The organism is Mesorhizobium sp. W016 (assembly GCF_054719485.1).
The window spans coordinates 5,724,807-5,742,484 of record NZ_JBTTIF010000002.1; the positions used below are offsets into that span (position 1 = coordinate 5,724,807).

19 protein-coding genes, 1 tRNA gene and 1 pseudogene are annotated in these 17,678 nt (G+C 60.3%); 10 read left to right on the top strand and 11 right to left on the bottom strand.

The features are described from left to right. The first annotated feature begins 169 nt into the window (after positions 1-169). Positions 170-538, top strand: coding sequence for a response regulator transcription factor (locus tag ACYG9V_RS28075; RefSeq protein WP_023669946.1), 369 nt, complete (start codon positions 170-172; stop codon positions 536-538). A gap of 85 nt (positions 539-623) precedes the next feature. Here the strand turns inward: ACYG9V_RS28075 and ctrA are convergent, their stop codons facing one another. Beyond that, positions 624-1,319 (bottom strand): response regulator transcription factor CtrA, encoded by a 696-nt coding sequence (ctrA, locus tag ACYG9V_RS28080; RefSeq protein ID WP_006203583.1) that lies wholly within the window; start codon positions 1,317-1,319, stop codon positions 624-626. 449 nt (positions 1,320-1,768) lie between these two features. On the opposite strand from ctrA, the gene ACYG9V_RS28085 reads away from it, so the two are divergent. Beyond that, the gene (locus ACYG9V_RS28085) at positions 1,769-2,146 is read left to right on the top strand and encodes a flagellar export protein FliJ (protein WP_023669945.1); all 378 of its coding nucleotides are present in this window, start codon (positions 1,769-1,771) and stop codon (positions 2,144-2,146) included. A gap of 109 nt (positions 2,147-2,255) precedes the next feature. Here the strand turns inward: ACYG9V_RS28085 and ACYG9V_RS28090 are convergent, their stop codons facing one another. Continuing rightward, a complete protein-coding gene (locus tag ACYG9V_RS28090; protein WP_023699710.1) occupies positions 2,256-2,657 on the bottom strand; it encodes a winged helix-turn-helix transcriptional regulator in 402 nt (133 codons plus the stop codon). Between the two features lie 91 nt (positions 2,658-2,748). Here ACYG9V_RS28090 and ACYG9V_RS28095 point away from each other — a divergent pair, with 91 nt between their 5' ends. Next, the gene (locus ACYG9V_RS28095; RefSeq protein WP_023825384.1) at positions 2,749-3,678 is read left to right on the top strand and encodes an NADP-dependent oxidoreductase; all 930 of its coding nucleotides are present in this window, start codon (positions 2,749-2,751) and stop codon (positions 3,676-3,678) included. A 64-nt stretch (positions 3,679-3,742) separates the two neighbouring features. Here ACYG9V_RS28095 and sciP read toward each other — a convergent pair whose 3' ends face one another. After that, complete coding sequence (gene sciP / locus ACYG9V_RS28100) at positions 3,743-4,018, bottom strand: CtrA inhibitor SciP (RefSeq protein ID WP_013529904.1); 276 nt, start codon at positions 4,016-4,018, stop codon at positions 3,743-3,745. 257 nt (positions 4,019-4,275) lie between these two features. On the opposite strand from sciP, the gene mnmA reads away from it, so the two are divergent. Continuing rightward, positions 4,276-5,466 (top strand): tRNA 2-thiouridine(34) synthase MnmA, encoded by a 1,191-nt coding sequence (mnmA, locus tag ACYG9V_RS28105; RefSeq protein WP_023683624.1) that lies wholly within the window; start codon positions 4,276-4,278, stop codon positions 5,464-5,466. Between the two features lie 65 nt (positions 5,467-5,531). Here mnmA and ACYG9V_RS28110 read toward each other — a convergent pair whose 3' ends face one another. Further along, positions 5,532-6,491: a Gfo/Idh/MocA family protein gene (locus ACYG9V_RS28110; RefSeq protein ID WP_023699712.1), complete on the bottom strand. Its 960-nt coding sequence runs from the start codon at positions 6,489-6,491 to the stop codon at positions 5,532-5,534. A 236-nt stretch (positions 6,492-6,727) separates the two neighbouring features. Between ACYG9V_RS28110 and ACYG9V_RS28115 the strand changes: the two genes are divergently transcribed. After that, a tRNA-Met gene (locus ACYG9V_RS28115) sits at positions 6,728-6,804 on the top strand. Here the strand turns inward: ACYG9V_RS28115 and ACYG9V_RS28120 are convergent. From ACYG9V_RS28120 to ACYG9V_RS28130, 3 genes are all read right to left on the bottom strand, one after another. Next, the gene (locus ACYG9V_RS28120) at positions 6,761-8,389 is read right to left on the bottom strand and encodes a recombinase family protein (protein ID WP_031201392.1); all 1,629 of its coding nucleotides are present in this window, start codon (positions 8,387-8,389) and stop codon (positions 6,761-6,763) included. The genes ACYG9V_RS28115 and ACYG9V_RS28120 overlap by 44 nt on opposite strands. A 470-nt stretch (positions 8,390-8,859) precedes the next feature. Continuing rightward, complete coding sequence (locus ACYG9V_RS28125; RefSeq protein WP_023686247.1) at positions 8,860-9,315, bottom strand: helix-turn-helix domain-containing protein; 456 nt, start codon at positions 9,313-9,315, stop codon at positions 8,860-8,862. A gap of 7 nt (positions 9,316-9,322) precedes the next feature. Then, a complete protein-coding gene (locus ACYG9V_RS28130) occupies positions 9,323-10,003 on the bottom strand; it encodes a hypothetical protein (protein WP_023669908.1) in 681 nt (226 codons plus the stop codon). Between the two features lie 137 nt (positions 10,004-10,140). Here ACYG9V_RS28130 and ACYG9V_RS28135 point away from each other — a divergent pair, with 137 nt between their 5' ends. Continuing rightward, positions 10,141-10,383 carry a helix-turn-helix domain-containing protein gene (locus tag ACYG9V_RS28135; protein ID WP_023699715.1) on the top strand — a complete coding sequence of 81 codons (243 nt, stop codon included), beginning with the start codon at positions 10,141-10,143 and terminating at the stop codon, positions 10,381-10,383. Positions 10,384-10,468: 85 nt separating this feature from the next. Here the strand turns inward: ACYG9V_RS28135 and ACYG9V_RS28140 are convergent, their stop codons facing one another. Both ACYG9V_RS28140 and traA read right to left on the bottom strand, forming a co-directional pair. Further along, positions 10,469-10,684: a helix-turn-helix transcriptional regulator gene (locus ACYG9V_RS28140; RefSeq protein WP_023669907.1), complete on the bottom strand. Its 216-nt coding sequence runs from the start codon at positions 10,682-10,684 to the stop codon at positions 10,469-10,471. A 129-nt stretch (positions 10,685-10,813) separates the two neighbouring features. Next, the gene (gene traA / locus ACYG9V_RS28145; RefSeq protein WP_023669906.1) at positions 10,814-13,861 is read right to left on the bottom strand and encodes a Ti-type conjugative transfer relaxase TraA; all 3,048 of its coding nucleotides are present in this window, start codon (positions 13,859-13,861) and stop codon (positions 10,814-10,816) included. A gap of 172 nt (positions 13,862-14,033) precedes the next feature. On the opposite strand from traA, the gene ACYG9V_RS28150 reads away from it, so the two are divergent. The 3 genes from ACYG9V_RS28150 to ACYG9V_RS28160 all read left to right on the top strand — a co-directional run bounded on the left by ACYG9V_RS28150 (position 14,034) and on the right by ACYG9V_RS28160 (position 15,679). Continuing rightward, the gene (locus tag ACYG9V_RS28150; protein WP_023669905.1) at positions 14,034-14,360 is read left to right on the top strand and encodes a conjugal transfer protein TraD; all 327 of its coding nucleotides are present in this window, start codon (positions 14,034-14,036) and stop codon (positions 14,358-14,360) included. A 1-nt stretch (position 14,361) separates the two neighbouring features. Next, a complete protein-coding gene (locus ACYG9V_RS28155; RefSeq protein WP_023669904.1) occupies positions 14,362-14,610 on the top strand; it encodes a conjugal transfer protein TraD in 249 nt (82 codons plus the stop codon). Between the two features lie 538 nt (positions 14,611-15,148). Then, entirely contained in the window at positions 15,149-15,679 is a 531-nt protein-coding gene (locus ACYG9V_RS28160; protein ID WP_023669903.1) for a Ros/MucR family transcriptional regulator, read from the top strand. 88 nt (positions 15,680-15,767) lie between these two features. Here ACYG9V_RS28160 and ACYG9V_RS28165 read toward each other — a convergent pair whose 3' ends face one another. Next, complete coding sequence (locus ACYG9V_RS28165; RefSeq protein WP_023669902.1) at positions 15,768-16,079, bottom strand: DUF736 domain-containing protein; 312 nt, start codon at positions 16,077-16,079, stop codon at positions 15,768-15,770. An 814-nt stretch (positions 16,080-16,893) separates the two neighbouring features. Between ACYG9V_RS28165 and ACYG9V_RS28170 the strand changes: the two are divergent. Next, positions 16,894-17,123, top strand: a pseudogene (locus tag ACYG9V_RS28170) (hypothetical protein). A 282-nt stretch (positions 17,124-17,405) separates the two neighbouring features. Here the strand turns inward: ACYG9V_RS28170 and ACYG9V_RS28175 are convergent. Continuing rightward, positions 17,406-17,657: a hypothetical protein gene (locus tag ACYG9V_RS28175; RefSeq protein ID WP_245263712.1), complete on the bottom strand. Its 252-nt coding sequence runs from the start codon at positions 17,655-17,657 to the stop codon at positions 17,406-17,408. Positions 17,658-17,678: the final 21 nt, after the last annotated feature.

The following is a 17,678-nucleotide window of genomic DNA, read 5'->3' on the forward strand; positions in this document are numbered from 1 at the left end:
AGAACAAGCAAGTTTCATTGCCGGCAACGCCCCTGCCGAATGGGGCTGCAAACGACATGTTTGTAAAAACTTTACCTAACGGCTTTTCTGCTTCTTTACCAGATTGGCCTAGTGTGCATCCCGATACCCGGATGCCGCCGGTTCGCACCATGGCAAAGAGGACCCGGAAATGAAGCGCTGCATGTTTGTCGACGATTCGAGCGTCATCAGAAAGGTTGCAAAACGGATTCTTGGCGGCTCCGACATGGTGGTGATCGAAGCGGCAACTGGACTTGATGCTGTCGAGATGTGCGCTGCCGAGATGCCTGATGTGATTGTCGTCGACGGCGCCCTGCCGGACATGCAAGCGGTCGACGTCATTCGCCAGGTTCGCGCCATGGAGAGCACGATCAAACCGCAGATTCTGATCTCACTGGTCGAGGTCGATGTTGCCTCGATCATGAAGGCAAAGCGCGCCGGCGCCCAGGGTTATCTGTTGAAGCCGTTCAACCGGCCGCAACTGCTCGAACGTTTTCGTACCTTGAAGGTTGCCGCCTGACTCGGCACGTCCTCGGCCAAGAAGGACAGCAAAAAACCCGGCCTGAGCCGGGTTTTCTCATTAAATTCAATCGGATGGTGTTCGCTCAGGCGCTGACGCGGATGTCTTCCGGCTCGCGCAGCACATAGCCGCGACCCCAGACCGTCTCGATGTAGTTCTGCCCACCGGATGCTGCGTCGAGCTTCTTGCGCAGCTTGCAAATGAAGACGTCGATGATCTTCAGTTCCGGTTCGTCCATGCCGCCATAAAGGTGGTTGAGGAACATTTCCTTGGTCAGCGTGGTGCCCTTGCGCAGCGAGAGCAACTCCAGCATCTGGTATTCCTTGCCGGTCAGATGCACGCGCTGGCCGCCGACTTCGACGGTCTTGGCGTCGAGATTGACCACCAGGTCGCCGGTGGTGATGACCGACTGGGCATGGCCCTTGGAACGGCGCACGATGGCATGAATGCGGGCGACCAGTTCGTCCTTGTGGAACGGCTTGGTCATATAGTCGTCGGCGCCGAAGCCCAGGCCGCGCACCTTGTCCTCTATACCGGCCATGCCGGACAGGATCAGGATCGGCGTCTTCACCTTGGACAGGCGAAGTGTCCGCAAGACTTCGTAGCCGGACATATCGGGAAGGTTGAGGTCGAGAAGAATGATATCGTAATCATAAAGTTTACCGAGATCGACACCTTCTTCGCCGAGGTCGGTCGTGTAAACATTAAAACTTTCAGATTTGAGCATCAGCTCGATGCTCTGAGCGGTTGCACTGTCGTCTTCTATCAGCAGAACGCGCATTTCATTCCCCTTTTCTGCCGCCGGACCATGTCACGACCCATCCGGGACCGGAGCAGTGATTGCCTGAACAGAGGCTGCCATCGAATGGTTAACAAAACCTAATTCCGCACCAAGGACGGTACCAGATTTTTTAACCCCTTTCTACACCCTCTTGAATCTAATGATAAATCACAGAACCAAATCGCTAATGCAACACATTAATAAGTCGGACTAAGTGACTCAAGGGACTCGCTGGCCGGCTTCCGTATCGGGAGCCGGAATTTTTACCCGGCCTTAAGTCCTCGCCCTTATGATTAACAATGCGCGTAAACGAATGGTTACCGCCGGCAAAAAACTTTAGGGATTTGTTTCCCATAGTTCGGGGAATGCCGGTGGATACGGGCGACGCCAGGCCCTGGCGGGCGGATTGGACGATATGTGCAGGTGTGCGTTTCCGGGAGTACCGAATCATGAAGTCACGTGAAAACCTCGTTCGGCTGAAGCAATTTCAGGTGAATGAGAAGCGGCGGCAGCTGCTGCAGCTCGACATGATGATCGCCGAGTTCGAGCGCATGGCCGTTGAACTGGAGCTTCAGATCACCGCCGAGGAGAAGAAGGCCGGCATCACCGACATCAATCATTTTGCCTATCCGACCTTCGCCAAGGCGGCGCGTCTGCGCCGTGATAACCTCAGAAACTCTCAAAGCGACCTCGCCCAGCAGCGAAGTGCTGCCGAATCATTACTCGGCGAAGCTGAAGCGGAGCTTTCCAAGGCCGAGATGCTGGAATCGCGCGACACCAAGATCCGCGACGCGGAACTCGGCGGTCGCAGCGCCATGATCGGCTGACGGCAGGGTTTTAACCCGACCGGCGCCGCCTGACGCCGCGCTTTGCTTTGCGTGTAGCGCGCCAAAAGGCTCCGGCGCTGCTGATCCGGCCCGTAAGGCGGCCGCAGCTTCAGGCCCGTGCCAAATCCCTTTCCAGGTTCGCCGCCGCCCTCGCCCGCGCTTGCTTGATGTCAGGCACATGCTCTTCCGACCAGGAGCGTATCTGGGTGAGCAGCCCCGCCAGGTTCTGGCCAAGTTCGGTCAATTCATATTCGACCCGCGGCGGGATCACCGGAAAGATTTCGCGCCGCACAAGCCCGTCGCGCTCGAGGACGCGCAGCGTCTGCGTCAGCATTTTAGGCGTGATGCCTTCGAGCTTACGCGCCAGTTCGCCGTTGCGCATCTGGCCACGGCGCAGCGCACAAACCGTCAGATAGACCCATTTGCTGGCCAGCATCTCGAGCACGGCGTGCGAAGGACACGTCCGCTGGAAGGCGTCATAGCCGGAGCCGCAATCATTATCACTATCCATGAGGTGCCTATATATGGAAAAGGTACATACTGGACAAGGGAATATTACTATCCAAATGATAGTGGCACAGAAACCCCAGCAGGAGCCTCCCATGCGTGCCGTTGTCCAGAATTCAGTCGGCGGACCCGACGTCCTCGTCATCGCCGATCGCCCCGCGCCCTCGCCCAAGTCCGGCGAAGTGCTCGTGCGCGTGCATGCTGCCGGCATCAATCCGGTCGATGGCTCGGTGCGCGCCGGCTACTATCCATTGCTGGGCGAACCGCCCTTCACTTTGGGCTGGGATATTTCAGGTACGGTCGAGGCGGTAGGCCCAGGCGTCGATGGCGGCCTCAGGGTCGGTGACGCCGTGTTCGGCATGCCGCGTTTTCCCAAGCAGGCCGCGGCCTATGCGGAGCTCGCTGTGGCCCCGGCCGATGAAATCGCACCGAAGCCGCAAGGCATTGACCACAATCATGCCGGCGCGCTGCCGCTGGCCGGTCTGACCGCCTGGCAAGGCCTTGTCCGCCATGGCGGCCTGAAGCGCGGCCAGCGCGTGTTGATCCATGCTGCGGCCGGCGGCGTCGGGCATCTGGCGGTGCAGATCGCCAAGGCGCACGGCGCTTATGTCATCGCCACCGCCAGCCCGAAGAAACTCGATTTCGTCCGCTCGCTCGGCGCCGATGAAGTGGTCGACTACACCAAGCGAGATTTCACCGCCGAGGTCAGCGACGTCGACTTGGTGCTGGAGCCGATGGGCGGCGACCATGCCGACCAATCGCTGACAGTCCTGAAGGACGGTGGCGCCCTGGTGTCGCTGCTCAATATCCACGACACCACCCGAGCCAAGGCTGCTGCGCGTGGGATCCGCGTCGAGCGCATGTCCGTCGTGCCCGACCGTGAAGGCCTCGTCGAACTTGGCAAACTGGTCGATGAGGGAAAGCTTGCGGTCCATGTGGCAAAGGCGTTTCCGCTCGAACAGGCGGGCGCCGCGCACGCTTTTCTCGCCACTAGGCCGATCGGCAAGGTGGTGCTGACGGTCTGAAGCAGGCATTACCGACAGGCAAAAGGGCGCGGTTACCGCGCCCTTTTCTGTTGTGGTCCTGGCTCTAGTGCCGGTATTGCTGGATGCGCGTCGTGCGCAGCCCGGCAAGGCCGTATTCGTCGATCGACGCTTGCCAGGACAGGAATTCCTCGGTGGTCAGCTTGTAGCGCTGGCATGCCTCGTCGAGGCTCAAAAGCCCGCCGCGCACCGCAGCAACCACTTCCGCCTTGCGCCGGATAACCCAGCGACGTGTATTCGTCGGCGGAAGATCGGCAATCGTAAGAGGGCTGCCGTCAGGCCCAATAACATATTTGACTCGCGGTCTAACAAGATCGGTCATCGTACTCTCTACTAAAAACTCAAAGACCCAATCCCCACCACATTACCGCCACAGCTTTAAAAATTGCCTAAGCGAACCCTAATGAGTAGGTAAGGATCATGAACGCCGCGTTAGTCTTTTCGTCGGCATTTGAGGCAACGGCGGGCAGGCGCGCAATTTTCCCGCAAAATCGGCACCGCCGCAAAGCTGGCGCCGCTGGTGTGGTTGACCTATATTCGCGCCACTGCCATTGAAGCGCCGCGCAGAACGAAAGAACCATGAACAGCCTCGACCTTCCCGCCAGCCCGCAAAACACCCGCATCGTCGTCGCCATGTCGGGCGGTGTGGATTCGTCTGTCGTTGCCGGCCTTTTGAAGCGCGAAGGCTATGATGTCGTCGGCGTCACGCTGCAGCTCTACGACCATGGCGCCGCAACGCACCGGGCCGGGTCGTGCTGCGCCGGCCAGGACATTGACGATGCCCGCCGCGTTTCCGAGACACTGGGCATTCCGCATTACGTGCTCGACTATGAGGAGCGCTTCCGTAAGGCGGTCATCGACCCGTTTGCCGAAAGCTACGTCGCCGGCGAAACGCCCATTCCGTGCGTCTCTTGCAATCAGACGGTGAAGTTCGCCGACCTTTTGGCCACCGCCAAGGACCTTGGCGCCGATGCGCTCGCCACCGGCCACTATATCCGCTCCGGGGCCAATGGCGCCCACCGCGCGCTGTTCCGGCCCGTCGATGCCGACCGCGACCAGAGCTATTTCCTGTTTGCCACCACGCAGGCGCAGATCGACTATCTGCGCTTTCCGCTGGGTGGGCTGTCCAAGCCTGCGGTGCGGGCCATCGCCGAAGAAATGGGGCTGACCGTTGCCGCCAAGCAGGACAGTCAGGACATCTGCTTCGTGCCGCAGGGCAAATATTCCGACATCATCGCCAAGCTGAAGCCAGCTGCCGCCAACCCAGGCGACATCGTCCATATCGACGGCCGCGTGCTCGGTCGCCATGACGGCATCCTGCGCTATACGATCGGCCAGCGCCGCGGCATCGGCATCGCCTCGGGCGAGCCGCTTTACGTCGTCCATCTCGACGCCGACCGGGCCCGTGTCATCGTCGGCCCGCGCGAGGCGCTGGAGACCCACAAGATCTATCTGCGCAACATGAACTGGCTGGGCGATCGCGCGCTGTCCGACATTCCGGCCGCCGGCATGGAGCTGTTCGCCAAGGTCCGCTCGACGCGGCCGCCGCGCCCGGCCGTGCTGCATCACCGCGCCGGCAGCACCTTTGTCGAACTGGTCGACGGCGAGTCCGGCATCGCGCCCGGACAGGCCTGCGTGCTCTATTCCGACGACGGCAACGAAGCCCGCGTCTTCGGCGGCGGCTTCATCGAGCGCTCCGAGCGCGGCGCCGAGGCCGAAGCCATGCTCAGCCGGCTCGCAGCCAGGCCGGCGCAGATTCCCGCAGAGTAAACACTACCCCTCTCGGAGACAGTTTTAGTTTCGATCTGCCTTAAGGGCAGAGTTTCGAAACGGTCTCAGGACTTTGTGTGCGTGACTGTACCCGCCGTCAGGATGCGGAGCACCCTGATGGCTTCCTCGCCGCTGGTGCGCGGCTCGGCCCGCGTCTCGATACACTGGATGAAGTGCTCGAGCTCGCGCGTCAGCGGCATGCCCTGGCCGACCGCGACATAGGACGGCTCGTTGGTGGTGAAGGCCCACTGGCCGCTGTCCTGCCACACCGCGTGGCGGTAGACGGCCAGCTTGCGCTCCCATGGCTCGACATCGTCGAACACCGCCATTGCCTTGGTGCCGACCACGGTCAGCCGCCGCTCGCGATAGGGATTGAGCCGCGAGGTGAAGAGATGGCTGCGCAAGCCATTGGGAAAACGCATGTGCAGATGCGCGAAATCGCTGAGATTGTCGAGGAGTGCGGCCCCCTCGCCCCTGACGTCGATCGGCTCGGTGCCGGTGATGGCCAGGATCATCGACAGATCGTGCGGCGCCAGATCCCACAGTGCGTCGTTCTCGGTGTGGAATTTGCCGAGGCCGAGCCGGTGCGAGTGGATGTAGCGAACCTCGCCGAGCTCGCCATTGTCGATCAGCGCCTTCAGCGTCTCGAAGGCGGGATGGAATCGCAAGACATGGCCGACCATGAACACGCGGCCGTTGTCCCTGGCCGCCTGCACGGCGCGCTCGGCGTCGGGCACGGTCAACGCAATCGGCTTTTCCACCAGCACGTCCTTGCCGGCCTCAGCGGCGCGCACGGCAAGATCGGCATGGAATTGCGGCGGCAGCGCCATGACGATGGCGTCGATATCATCACGCACGAACAGCTGGTCGGGCTCGATCGCCAGGCAGTCCTGCTCGCTGGCAAAGCCTTCGGCCCGCGCCCGATTGGCATCGGAAACCGCATGTAGCGCGCCGAGCGCCTTGAGGGTGCGGATGTGGTTGCTGCCCCAGTATCCGCAACCGAGGACTGCAATGCGCGGCTTCATCAGCTTCAAACTCTAATTTCTTGGCCGAGACATAGCGGCGTGCCCCGTCGAACTCAACCCCGGTGGCTTACCGGAGATGCCAGCCCGGCAAAGCTTTTACCGGCGACAATATGCCGGCGCCCCTCGCGCATCGATGCTTGACAGGCTCGCCCTCCCAACCTTATATCCGCGCGACCTTGGCGAACGCCTCGAAATGCCTTTCGATTTAAGGCGGATTTCGGGCCTTTCGCCGCCCTGGCGGGGTAGCTCAGTTGGTTAGAGCACGGGAATCATAATCCTGGGGTCGGGGGTTCAAGTCCCTCTCCCGCTACCACCATTCCCCCCGCTCGTTTGACGCCGTGGGGGAAGGCACCCTCGCCCAAGAGTGCCGTTAACCGCCCAGCGATTTCGACTTCGACGCCGCCGATCCTCGATGGATCTCGAAACACCGTGACGGTTTCGACCAAGTCGCGCATTGCCTCTGCACATTCGGAATCGCCAAAAGCAATGCCCTTAGCAAGCCCGGTCCGAAGTTGGTTTAGTTGTTCCTCGTAGCGAGCGAGCACCGCAGGGTGCAGCGCGATCACTCCCGTAGCGGCGGGCACCCGATCCAACTCGGCTAGAATGCCCTTACGCTCTTCATTCAGCGTTGTTGATTGCGGTCCCAGCACGGCTGGGTCGCCATAGCCCTTGGCAATGGCGTTGACCAGGCGCTCGATCTCCCGAGTTAGTTCTTCAAGCCGTCGCTCCAAACGGCTGCGCCTGGCATCGGTGTCGGCTGCCAAGCGCTTCCGTTCTTCGTGGTAGGTCTGGACGTACTGGGCAATCACTTCGGGATGGCGCAACTCGGCGGAAAGGCCGTTCAGAACTGCAGCTTCGACCGTATCCAAATAGAAGGTCTTGGGATCGGCGCATGTTCCGCTTTCAGTCGCGGCGGAACAGCGGATGCGAATGCGCTTGGACTTGTCCACGCCTTTCGACGACATTCCCGCACCACAGGCACCACACCTCAGGAGCCCCGTCAACATGTGCCGTGGTCGGCGCTGGTGGCTTGGATGAGTGGCTGCACGCGCCTTCTTGCGTGCTTGTGCTGCGTCGAACAGGTCGGACGGAACAATAGCGAGGTCGGGCACTGCGACTACTCGCCAGTCACCCTTGGGATTTGGGCGCGAGACACGTTTCCCCGTGTCAGGATCCTTGATCATTCTGACCCTGTTCCAGATCAGGCGGCCAGCATAAAGCTCATTGTGAAGCAGCCCCGTCCCTCTCTGCACATTTCCATTGATGGTGGAGGCATTCCAGGCACGACCGCGAGGCGGCGGTATGCGGTCTGTGTTTAGATCGTGAGCGATATCGCGCGGGGTTTGCCCTGCGACATACTCTCGAAAGACACGACGCACGATTTCCGCTTCATCCTCTGCGATCATCCGCTTCCCGGGATCGCCTAGCACGTACGAATAGCCATAGGTCAGACCGCCGGCGTGAAGCCCTTTGTTGACTCGGCCGGCTTGGCCCCTGCGGACTTTGTGAGCGATGTCCTCTCGGTATAGCTGGCCAACGAGACCGCGCAGGCCGACCAAGACCGTGTTCACCACGCCTTCGTGAACGGCACGAATTTCGATGCCGAGAAATGAAAGGCGTTTGTGAATGCCCGCAAGGTCTTCCATGTCGCGCGAAAGCCGATCAAGTGCCTCTACGACGAGCACGTCGAATTCGTGCTCACGCGCTTTGTCCATGAGCTGAAGTAATCCGTCACGGCCCAGGACGGAGCCACCGGAGCGTGCTCGGTCGTCAAACGTTGCGACAACGTTCAACCCCTCACGTTCTGCATATGCTCGGCACAAAGCGAGTTGATCGTCGATTGATCGCTCATTTTGGAGGTCGGTTGAGAAGCGTGCGTAGATCGCGGTTCGAGTCATGATAAGTTTTCTCGGCCTGTTCACGCTCGTGGTCTTCGCGAGCCGCTTGGCGCGCAAGTGCTTTTGCAAGGCGCAGAATCGCTCTATCAGGCGCTCGGAACAAGGCCCTTTTTTGGTGCCTCACAACCATTGCGAGTAGCGCTCGCTACGGATCGGCTGGGCTTCTGCTGAAAATAAGAATGCGCGGCTTGGTTCGATCCTGCCGAGATCATGATCTTGGTCCATGTCTCCCAGATGCGCGCATGCAGGAGATGAGAAAAGCCATCAAATTGATTAGTCGCAGAATTGGATAGCAAGGCGTGCTTTTCGGAAATCCGTAAGTCCCAACCTCAAGCCGCAAGCTATTCCGGGCGGCTCTGGAGAAGCTCTCAGGCATGTCTGGCGGGATCGCCTGACTACACCCACCGCCGTCTTTCCGAGGTTGTAGGCAACAAGTGGCGCGGGCCCTCACGACCTCCTCAACCTCGTTTCTAATACTCGTCTGGGCATTGCACAGGATCGATTTCCTTTCCCAATTCAAAGAGCAGAGACGACACGCGGTTGCGCACACGCGGGGGGAGTCGCATCAGCCTTTCGATCAAGCGTCTGCCTTCCGCGCTGGCGATGAATCCCAGGCGTTCGTCTACGGTCAGGAGCGGAGCGGTTGCCTCGCCATTGCCCGGCAGACCATCGAAGAAGCGGCTGACAGGAACATCCAGCGAGCGGGCGATTTCGTAGAGCGTGGAAGCGCTGACGCGGTTGCGCGCGCTTTCGTATTTCTGGAGCTGTTGAAAGCTGATGCGGATCGCACGGGCCAGTTGCGCCTGCGAGACGTCCGACTGGACTCGCAGAGTCGCGATCTGCCTGCCGACGTGACGGTCGGCCGGATGGGGACCGACCTCACCGTTAGGTGCCACACCGCTTTGAAAACGATCCAAGATTTTCATCAAGGCTTCACCTGCTCTGTGAGTTTTGCTGCTTTTCTGAGCTTGGGTTCGTCGCAACGTCTAAACGGTGAAGACGGACGAGGTCATTCAGTACCGATCGGATGTGCGGCCAGGGAAAATCGTCTGGATGTTCCCAGTGCTCACCGTCACGCAGGATGACCTTGAGCTTGGCCAAAATGCCTTCGATGGACGTGGCCGCTGTCTGCGGTAGATCATCCAGAAGTGCCCCTTCGACTGTTTCCGATTGCCGGATCAGTTCGTCTGTTCTCGAATAGCCGATCTCAGCATCAGCAGCGTCCCAGCGCGCCTGGTGTGCCACGAAATCCGCAAGCGCCCTGCCCCATTCGACTTCATTTTCAGGAGAGTGGGCATCGTTCAGGCTCTCGATGGAATGGAGCGTCACGTCCGTACCATCGGCAAGCCGCACCTTGGCGCAGGGAAAGCCAACTATCCTGGCGAGGTGTGTCTCCAACCGCTGCTGTTCGCGGCACAGCGCCAGTGTCTCATCATGGATTCTTTGCCAGCTCCCACACAGACGAAGAGCAGGATCAGCCGCGCTGCCGTCCGTCAGTTCGCCAGCCAGCGATTTTGCCTGGAAGGGCCATGCCGCCGCGCCCGTGGCCGTTCCCGTCAGCAAGCGCCGCCGGGTGATGAAAAACAAATTCATGCTATCGTCGGAATCATCCATGATCCGAGCTCCAAACAGCTTTGCATGGTTGGTGATACAGCCAAACGCTTTGGCGGCCTCAGCTAAATATCTGAATTTAAGATAACTGAAAATCAGATATAAAGGAAGCCCCCATCTGAGTTCAGATGAGGTGATAAGTGGTCGATACACTCGGTACGAATCGGCACAAAGCTTTGATCGCGCTGCTGATCAAAAACCGTGAAGCGGCAGGCCTTACGCAAGTTGAGTTGGCAACCAGGCTCGGCCAATACCAATCGTTCGTAGCTCGACTAGAAAGCGGACAGAGACGTGTTGATGTCGTGGAGTTTATAAACCTCGCCGAGATTCTCGGTTTTAGCGCTCCGTCAGCCATCAAGAAGCTATCGGAAGTAACAGGTTGAGCGATGGGAGCGTGTGACCGCGCTAGTGCAAATTGACAATTTGCAGAACCGGCAAGGAAGCCCCCAGGTTGTTGCACCTACCCGTTCAATCGGACCTCTTCACCTCAGCCTTCGACCCCCATCGAATGGGATCCTCAACCCAGCGGTTGATCTCGGATTCATGCCACCCGGCGCCATTGGTGCTGATCCTCAGTTGAGCCGGGAACGTGCCGTCGGCGATCTTGCGATAGATTGTCGAGCGGGACAGGCCGGTCCTGGCGAGGACTGTTTTGAGACGAACGATACGATCCGGCTCGGACATAGCTTGCGTCCACCTGAATGGTTGTTGCTGATTTCTGTTGGGACAGACAGGACGAACCCATGCCGGAGGCAATCCGATTTTTCGCTTCATCCGCCTGTAGCGTGAAAACGGTGGCAAATCGGAGGGGTGTCAGAGCCCAAGGCCCCGCCCCTTTCCGATGCCATGGCTGAATGCCAGTTCCACACCCAGACGCCGGCCGGATTCGACCTCGATGCCAAGCGCCTTCTTATGATTGGCAAGCATGGATTCAAGCTGCGGATCGCGTTCAAGGCTCTTGGCCATATCGGACATGGCCGAGCGCGTTGACTTGTAGCCGGACATGTCGCCGGCCTGATATTGCTCCCGTCCCGTCCGATCGAGCTTTTGCCAGCGTTCGACGAAACGGTCGGCGCGGCGGCCTGGATCGATGTCCATCCCGGTGCGGATTTCCGTCTCAAGCTGGAGAGCAAGCACGATGCGGCGGACGCGGCCAGCCCCCGCCTCGTGGACAAGTTCGGGATTTTTCACATAAGCCGCTTCGGCATCGCGCCAGCCAAAGGGCCGCACCTTCTCGAAGGCCCTACGGGCATCCCTCAACTCGCGCATCTGCTCGGGACTGCCCAGCCCATCCGCATCTCCGTTGTGCGATATCGCGTCGATAGCGCGCGCGTGACGAATAAGCGCCTGGGTGCGAGCGCTGCGCAACGCCGCTTCCGCGTCCACCGGCACAGACGTGTCGCGCTGCGCTCCTCTGGCGGAAGCTTCCCTTCCAGGCGCGGCGACGGCATCGTCGCCTCGCGCTCCACCGTCTTCCCTTCCCGGCCTGCGCCCAAGGTCTTGGTCAAGCCCGGCGTCGCCAGGCGAGCGCAACCCGTCCAGCAGCCCGCCGATCCTGTCGCGAAGCTTCTCCGGAACGATGCGGCGCACGATCTCTATCACGCGCTCGCGGAAGGTTATGCCGCGCCGCTCGGCATAGCTCTGCGCCGGGTCGACCTTCTCGTAATCCGACGCCATGTCCTTGGCGCGGTCGCGTGACAGCGTGCGGACCAGCCGTTCGGGGGTCGCGAAGTCATCGGCCCCATAATGCAGCTCCATCCTGTCTCGATGCCGCGACAGTGCGACGTAGCTGCCATGCGCATCCATGCCCGGCGTGGCGAGCACATGGGTCCGGTCGACGGTCATGCCCTGCGCCTTGTGAATGGTTGCGGCATTGCCGTGGTCGATGTGCGCGTAGTCTTTCAGGTCGAACCGCACCGACCTGCCATCATCGGTGCGCACGGTCATGCCTTGTTTGCTGACTTCTTCCACAATGCCGAGCGTGCCGTTCTTGACGCCAAGCCCGCGCTCGTTGCGCAAGAACATGACCCGGTCGCCGCTGGCGAAGTTTCTTGGGCCGCGTTCCACATCCACCTGAACCTCGTCGCCGAGATCGCCAGCAGCGCGCATGCGCTCGCGCGCTGCCTGGTTGAGCGCGCTCACCTCGTTGTTTGTGTGGGTGAGGATGATCCGGCTTGCCTCTGGATGCGCCTGCCTGTCGCGATCCCAGCGCTCGACGAGTTCAGCTCGCGCCTCGTCGCGCGTTGCAGCCTGATGCACCATGCCTTGCGCATCGTAGGTGCCGATCGCGGCGCCGATCCTGCCGGTTGCCAGATCGCGCGTGGCATCGCGCTGCCAGTCCTCACGCTGCCGGCGAACCTGACCGATTTCGACGCCGCCATGACGCTCGTGGATGGAACGGAATGCGGCGCCGGCCTCGATCGCCTGCAACTGCTGCGGATCGCCGACGAGTACGACTTTTGCGCCAACGTCGGCGGCATGGGAAAGCACGCGCTCCAACTGGCGCGTGCCGACCATGCCGGCCTCATCAATCACCAGGACATCGCGAGCTGTGAGCAGATCGCGGCCCTGTCCCCAGCTATGCTCCATACTGGCGATGGTGCGTGATGAGATGCCTGATCCGCCTTCCAGATTCTCGGCGGCAATGCCGGAGAGTGCGGCGCCTCGAACCTCGTAGCCCGCCGCTGCCCATGCCTGGCGCGCAACGCCCAGCATGGCGCTCTTGCCCGTTCCGGCAAAGCCGACGACGACACCAAGACCGTTTCTATCGGTGATATGCGCCAGCGCATCGGTCTGCTCGCTCGAAAGGACAAGCCCGCGTTGCGCTGCGCGCGCCAGTGCCGCCTCGCGATGTGCGTTACTCACCGCGTGTCTCTCGTCCAAATCGATACGCTCCGCAGCGCGGTGAAGGCGCTGTTCGGTGTCGATCATCTGCCGAGTGGTGAAGCGATCTTCGCCACGTCCGTCCTTGCCGAGTTCAATCAGATCGGGTGCGTTGCTGATGGCTGCCACGACCGCGTTGAACTGCTCCACTCCGTCGCTGTGCCGATGCGAGAACTTCGCAATGTCCTTTCGGGTGAAAGTCGATTGCTGGTGCGTGATGGCATCGAGCGCCACGGATGGATCGGCAATGATGCGCGCACCATTGTTGCGCGCGATGTCGCGATGCAGTTCGGCGCGATCTGCTTCAATGTCGCTAGCAGCAAGGCCACTGCCCTCAATGCGCTGTGCTGGCGCACCAATCTGGGTTTGCGGCTCCAGTGAAATGCCCTGCGCTTCCAGACTGCGATGATCGATGTGCGCGTCGATGTCGAGTTCGGCCAGGCGTTCATTGGCCAGCTCCGCCCATCGCTCGCGCCAGCGCTCAACCAGCTGGGTAGCATTCCAGTCTCGAACCTTGGCGCCAAAACCATTCTCGTCCACGGCCCGCATGGTCAGCATGACATGAGCATGCGGCTTGGGGCTTCCATCCTCTGCGCGGTCCCAGTGCACATTGAGATCGGCGACCATGCCCCGGCTTACGAACTCAGCCTGAACGAAGTCGCGCGCCAACTCGATGCCTTGCGCCTGGCTGAGTTCACGCGGGAGCGCAAACTCGACCTCGCGGGCAAGTTGCGCATCCTTCCTCACCTCGAACGCCTCGACATCGTTCCAAAGCCGTTCGCGGTCGCGCCAGGCCTCCGGTGCATCCTCCGGCAGCATCACCTCGGAATGAACGACACCGCGCTTGGCGGAGAAGTCGTGGCTGCGTTCTATCCGCTCGTCACGCAGCCGCGAGGCCGAGCGGTAGGCGGCGGACGCCACAGCGCTTGAGCCTGCCTTGCGGCCAATGACCTTGACGTGAAGATGATAGATCGCCATCGCGACCAGATCATTTGCACGTCAAAGCCCACGTCGGCACGACGTATAAGCGCGCCCTCCCTCGAAAAAATCTCGGGATGGACCAGCCCGTCCCGGGCTGTCTCGGCGACCCTGAAGCCTTCCGGCAGCCGCTCCCCTATCATCCTCCGACCGACAACCGATGGAGACAGCCATGCGCAAACCGCGGGACTTCGACGCAGAACTTCAAGCCCTGGAAGAAAAAGCGCGAGAGCTCAAAACCAGAAAGGTGCAGCAGCTTGGCGAGCTGGTGATCGCCACCGGCGCCGATCAGCTCAGCGCGGACGAACTGGCGGGCGCACTGGTCGCAATCACTGAGACGAAAGACACGGCAAAGCGTGAGGCATGGGCTAAGCGTGGGGTGATGTTTTTCGAGAGCAGGTCCCGGCGAACTGCTTCGGCATCTCAGCGCAACCCTCGCGGCGCTCCAGCGCAATCGGGCAGCGCGCAATCGCCGGCAGGCGGCACAGGCTCGCAATGACATGAGAACATGGCAGGTGGAGCGTCGCAAACGCACCCGACAGCTGATCGAGCTTGGCGGTCTCGTCCTCAAGGCAGGCATTGTCGAGCTCACCAATGACGATCGCGCAATCATCTACGGCGCGATGCTCTGGATCGCCGCGAAGCTGCAGGGCCATGACGGTAAGCATGCCCGGGAGCTTTTGGCCGCGAAGGGAAAGCAGGCATTCGATGGTGAACGGCGTGAAGAGCAGATGGACTGGCGAACATAGCCACAGTTGGCGAGCAGCGGCCAGTCCGAAGTCGGAACAGCAAACTTCCGCCGGTGTGCCAGCGCCGCAGTCAAGCGCTTGCGCAGGAAGCTTTCGCGATCTCCTCGCGACCGCCGACAATCTTCTCTCGCGAGCCTTGATCCTGATCATATAGAGCGCAAGGCTCGCGTTGGCGACGCTCGTCAAAGCGGGCGCTGCCCTATGAGCGAACTTCAAAATCCAGATCGTGCCCTCGAAACCTCCCACGCCCTCCAGATTCGATCATGCACACTGCGCATTGATACAAACTCTATAGCCAGGGTGAGAGCCAGCGGCATTGCTCTGCACAGCTGGAACGGGCGGAAAAGTGAAGGAAGCTCCTCGCTTTAGATGAGATAGGCAAAAGCATCCCAGCCGATGGGACAACAGAAGCGAAACTTACTCTTGTCATGTTGCGCAAAAGAGGTGGATTTTACGAAGAAACGTACTATTTGCGCCGTGGGCAGGCTAGAAAAATCAAACGTCGCTCAATTCATCCGATACAAAAAAGGGAAATCATATGACCACTGCTCTCGAGCAAGGCAACAAACTGGATACCGTGTCGATAACGGCTGACATTGTCGCCGCCTATGTATCGAACAATCCAGTACCGGTTGGCGAGTTGCCGAAACTCATCGGCGACATCCATGCCGCCCTGAATGGCATCGGCACGCCGGCGGTAGAACCTGTGGTAAAACAGGACCCGGCAGTTTCGATCAAGAAATCGGTGACACCTGACTTCATCATCTGTCTGGAAGACGGAAGGAAATTCAAATCGCTCAAGCGGCACCTTCAGCACTTCAACCTGACCCCCGACGAATACCGGCAGAAATGGAACCTGCCGTCCGACTATCCGATGGTGGCGCCGAACTACGCGGCTACCCGGTCGGCTCTGGCGAAATCAATAGGGCTCGGGCGCAAGGCGGCGACGCCCACGTCTGCCGCGGCGGAAAAACCAAAACGGGCTACTCGTGCGGCGGCAGCGGCGACGACTGCGGCGGCCATGAAGTCGCCGCTGAAGAAGGTCCGCAAGGCGCCGGCCAAAGCGTAACGCGCTGCACCTAGCGGACGTGCCAAGTTGTATAGGACCTGAACATGGCAAAGCCCCGCCTTGCGGCGGGGCTTCGTGTTTTGTCGGGTCACTCTGCGGCGCGGCGTGACCAGATGAGCGAGAACTCACCCTCGGTGTCGGTCTCGACCAGGCTCGCATAGATCGGAGCGGGGAAGCTGGGATCGTCGAGCTTGACCGAGTGGTAGTCGCGTCCCTCGCGCGAGGTCTTCTTCCATGCCGCCCCGAACTCGGTGGCGCCAGCGAAGATGCGGAAGTCGGGACCCTTTTCATTTTCGCCATCCGTCGGAGCGAACGTTACCGTCTTGACGTTGAGATTGAGGGTCTTGACCGAGCCGGAGAAGCCGTTCGCGGTGCGGGAGAAAGTGCCGATCGTAGCCATGGTGATGTTCCTTTGTGTTTTCTCGGGCCGCGCCCATCGCGGCCTCGATGGTGGACGTGAGACCGGAAACGATCGGTCTGCATCCCGAAGGGGCTGAAACGAAGTGGAAGACGGCGACGCGAGGCTTTCTTGGACCGTGAGGAATGGACGCGCAGCGGACAGGGGAAGAAAACGCAGCGCCGACGTTGCGAGAAGACGATCGAGACGGAGTGAAACGAAGACGGTCTTCGGTCAGACCCAATCCATTCGAGGACGCCTTGGGCGTGGCCTGGAAAGAATACCCGGAAGGAACGCCACATTGGCTAAGATCAGTCAGGGCCATTGTAGCTTGCGCCCTGCGCTTCTGAATTTCGGCCACAGACCTTCCTCACGCGCCAGGGCGGTGTTGGTCCTACTCCTAACCGGTGAAGAAGGGACGTCCGATTTCCCTAATCTTTGGGCTGAATCGTCATCGCGTTCAGGGCGGCTCCGAAGGCGACCAATTGATTGCTGAGGGCAGCACTTCTAAGCCGACAGATGCCGACGATTTCCTATAGATGCGCCACACCTGATCCTCCACCGCATGGCCGAATGTTCCCGCTGCGGTCACGCCGACGCGCGGTGAGGCATTGCTGGAAGGTCGGATTCACGCCGGGCGTCTGACGCCGAGGTGATGCGCTGCGTGACTTTCCCGATAAGAGTGGTGGAAATTCCCGGTTCGACCATTGGTTTGGAGGTGCATCCCGAGCATCTGCCGAAGCGCTTGATGATCCACAAGCCGATGAAGATCGACGGCAAGGTCGTCTGGCACACAGAGAGATTTCGAGGATAGGACATGGCCAGGTCGAAAGGTTCGCAGCAATTATCACAGGCTGAAATTGAGCGCTTTGCGACGGCAGCGGAGGCACTGCACTTAAGTATCATCAGCCGTTTATATCGCCCCATAGCGACGACTACCGGCAGACGCGCGTCCTGCATGAGGTGCTGTTGAAAGCCGTGCGGGAAGTCACCGGGAAGGAAGTGGCGTTCATCCAGTGGAACGGGACAGGGCCGTCCAAGCCGTAGCGTGGCTCTAGCCGTTTTCGCAGCCGATCCCATCGCCGTCGCGGTCCAGATCATAGATATCCCTGCCGACAACAGTGACCGGGCCGCGTACATAGGCGGACCATTGCCCTTTCCGGAGGAGCAATCGACGTCGCTGGCGATTGGAACGCAGGCTCCCGCGTAGTTTGGGTCGCACGCGTCTTCGGCATGAGCGCAGCCGATGAAAGATGCCACACCAAAAGCGACCGCGCCTACACGACGGGAAGCCGCCGGCTGGATCCTTATCCGAATCAGCGCTGTATCTCAGTCGTCTATCTCTTCGCCTTCATCGTCTTCGTCCGAACCGCGAGACGGGTCTTCGACGAAGGTTTGGCAACCCTCATTAAATGATTGGCTGTTTGAGCTGCAGTCGCTGTCGTTGGAAATCTGATTTTGCTCAGCCCAGTCGTAGCCAGCTTTATGCCCGGAACAATCTTCGGTGCAGTCATTTCCTCCGAAAGTCCCCTGCGCATGACATGGCGTGGCTGATGCCGCCGCAAGCATCAATGTGCCCAAGTGGAACAGCCTTCGAATTCT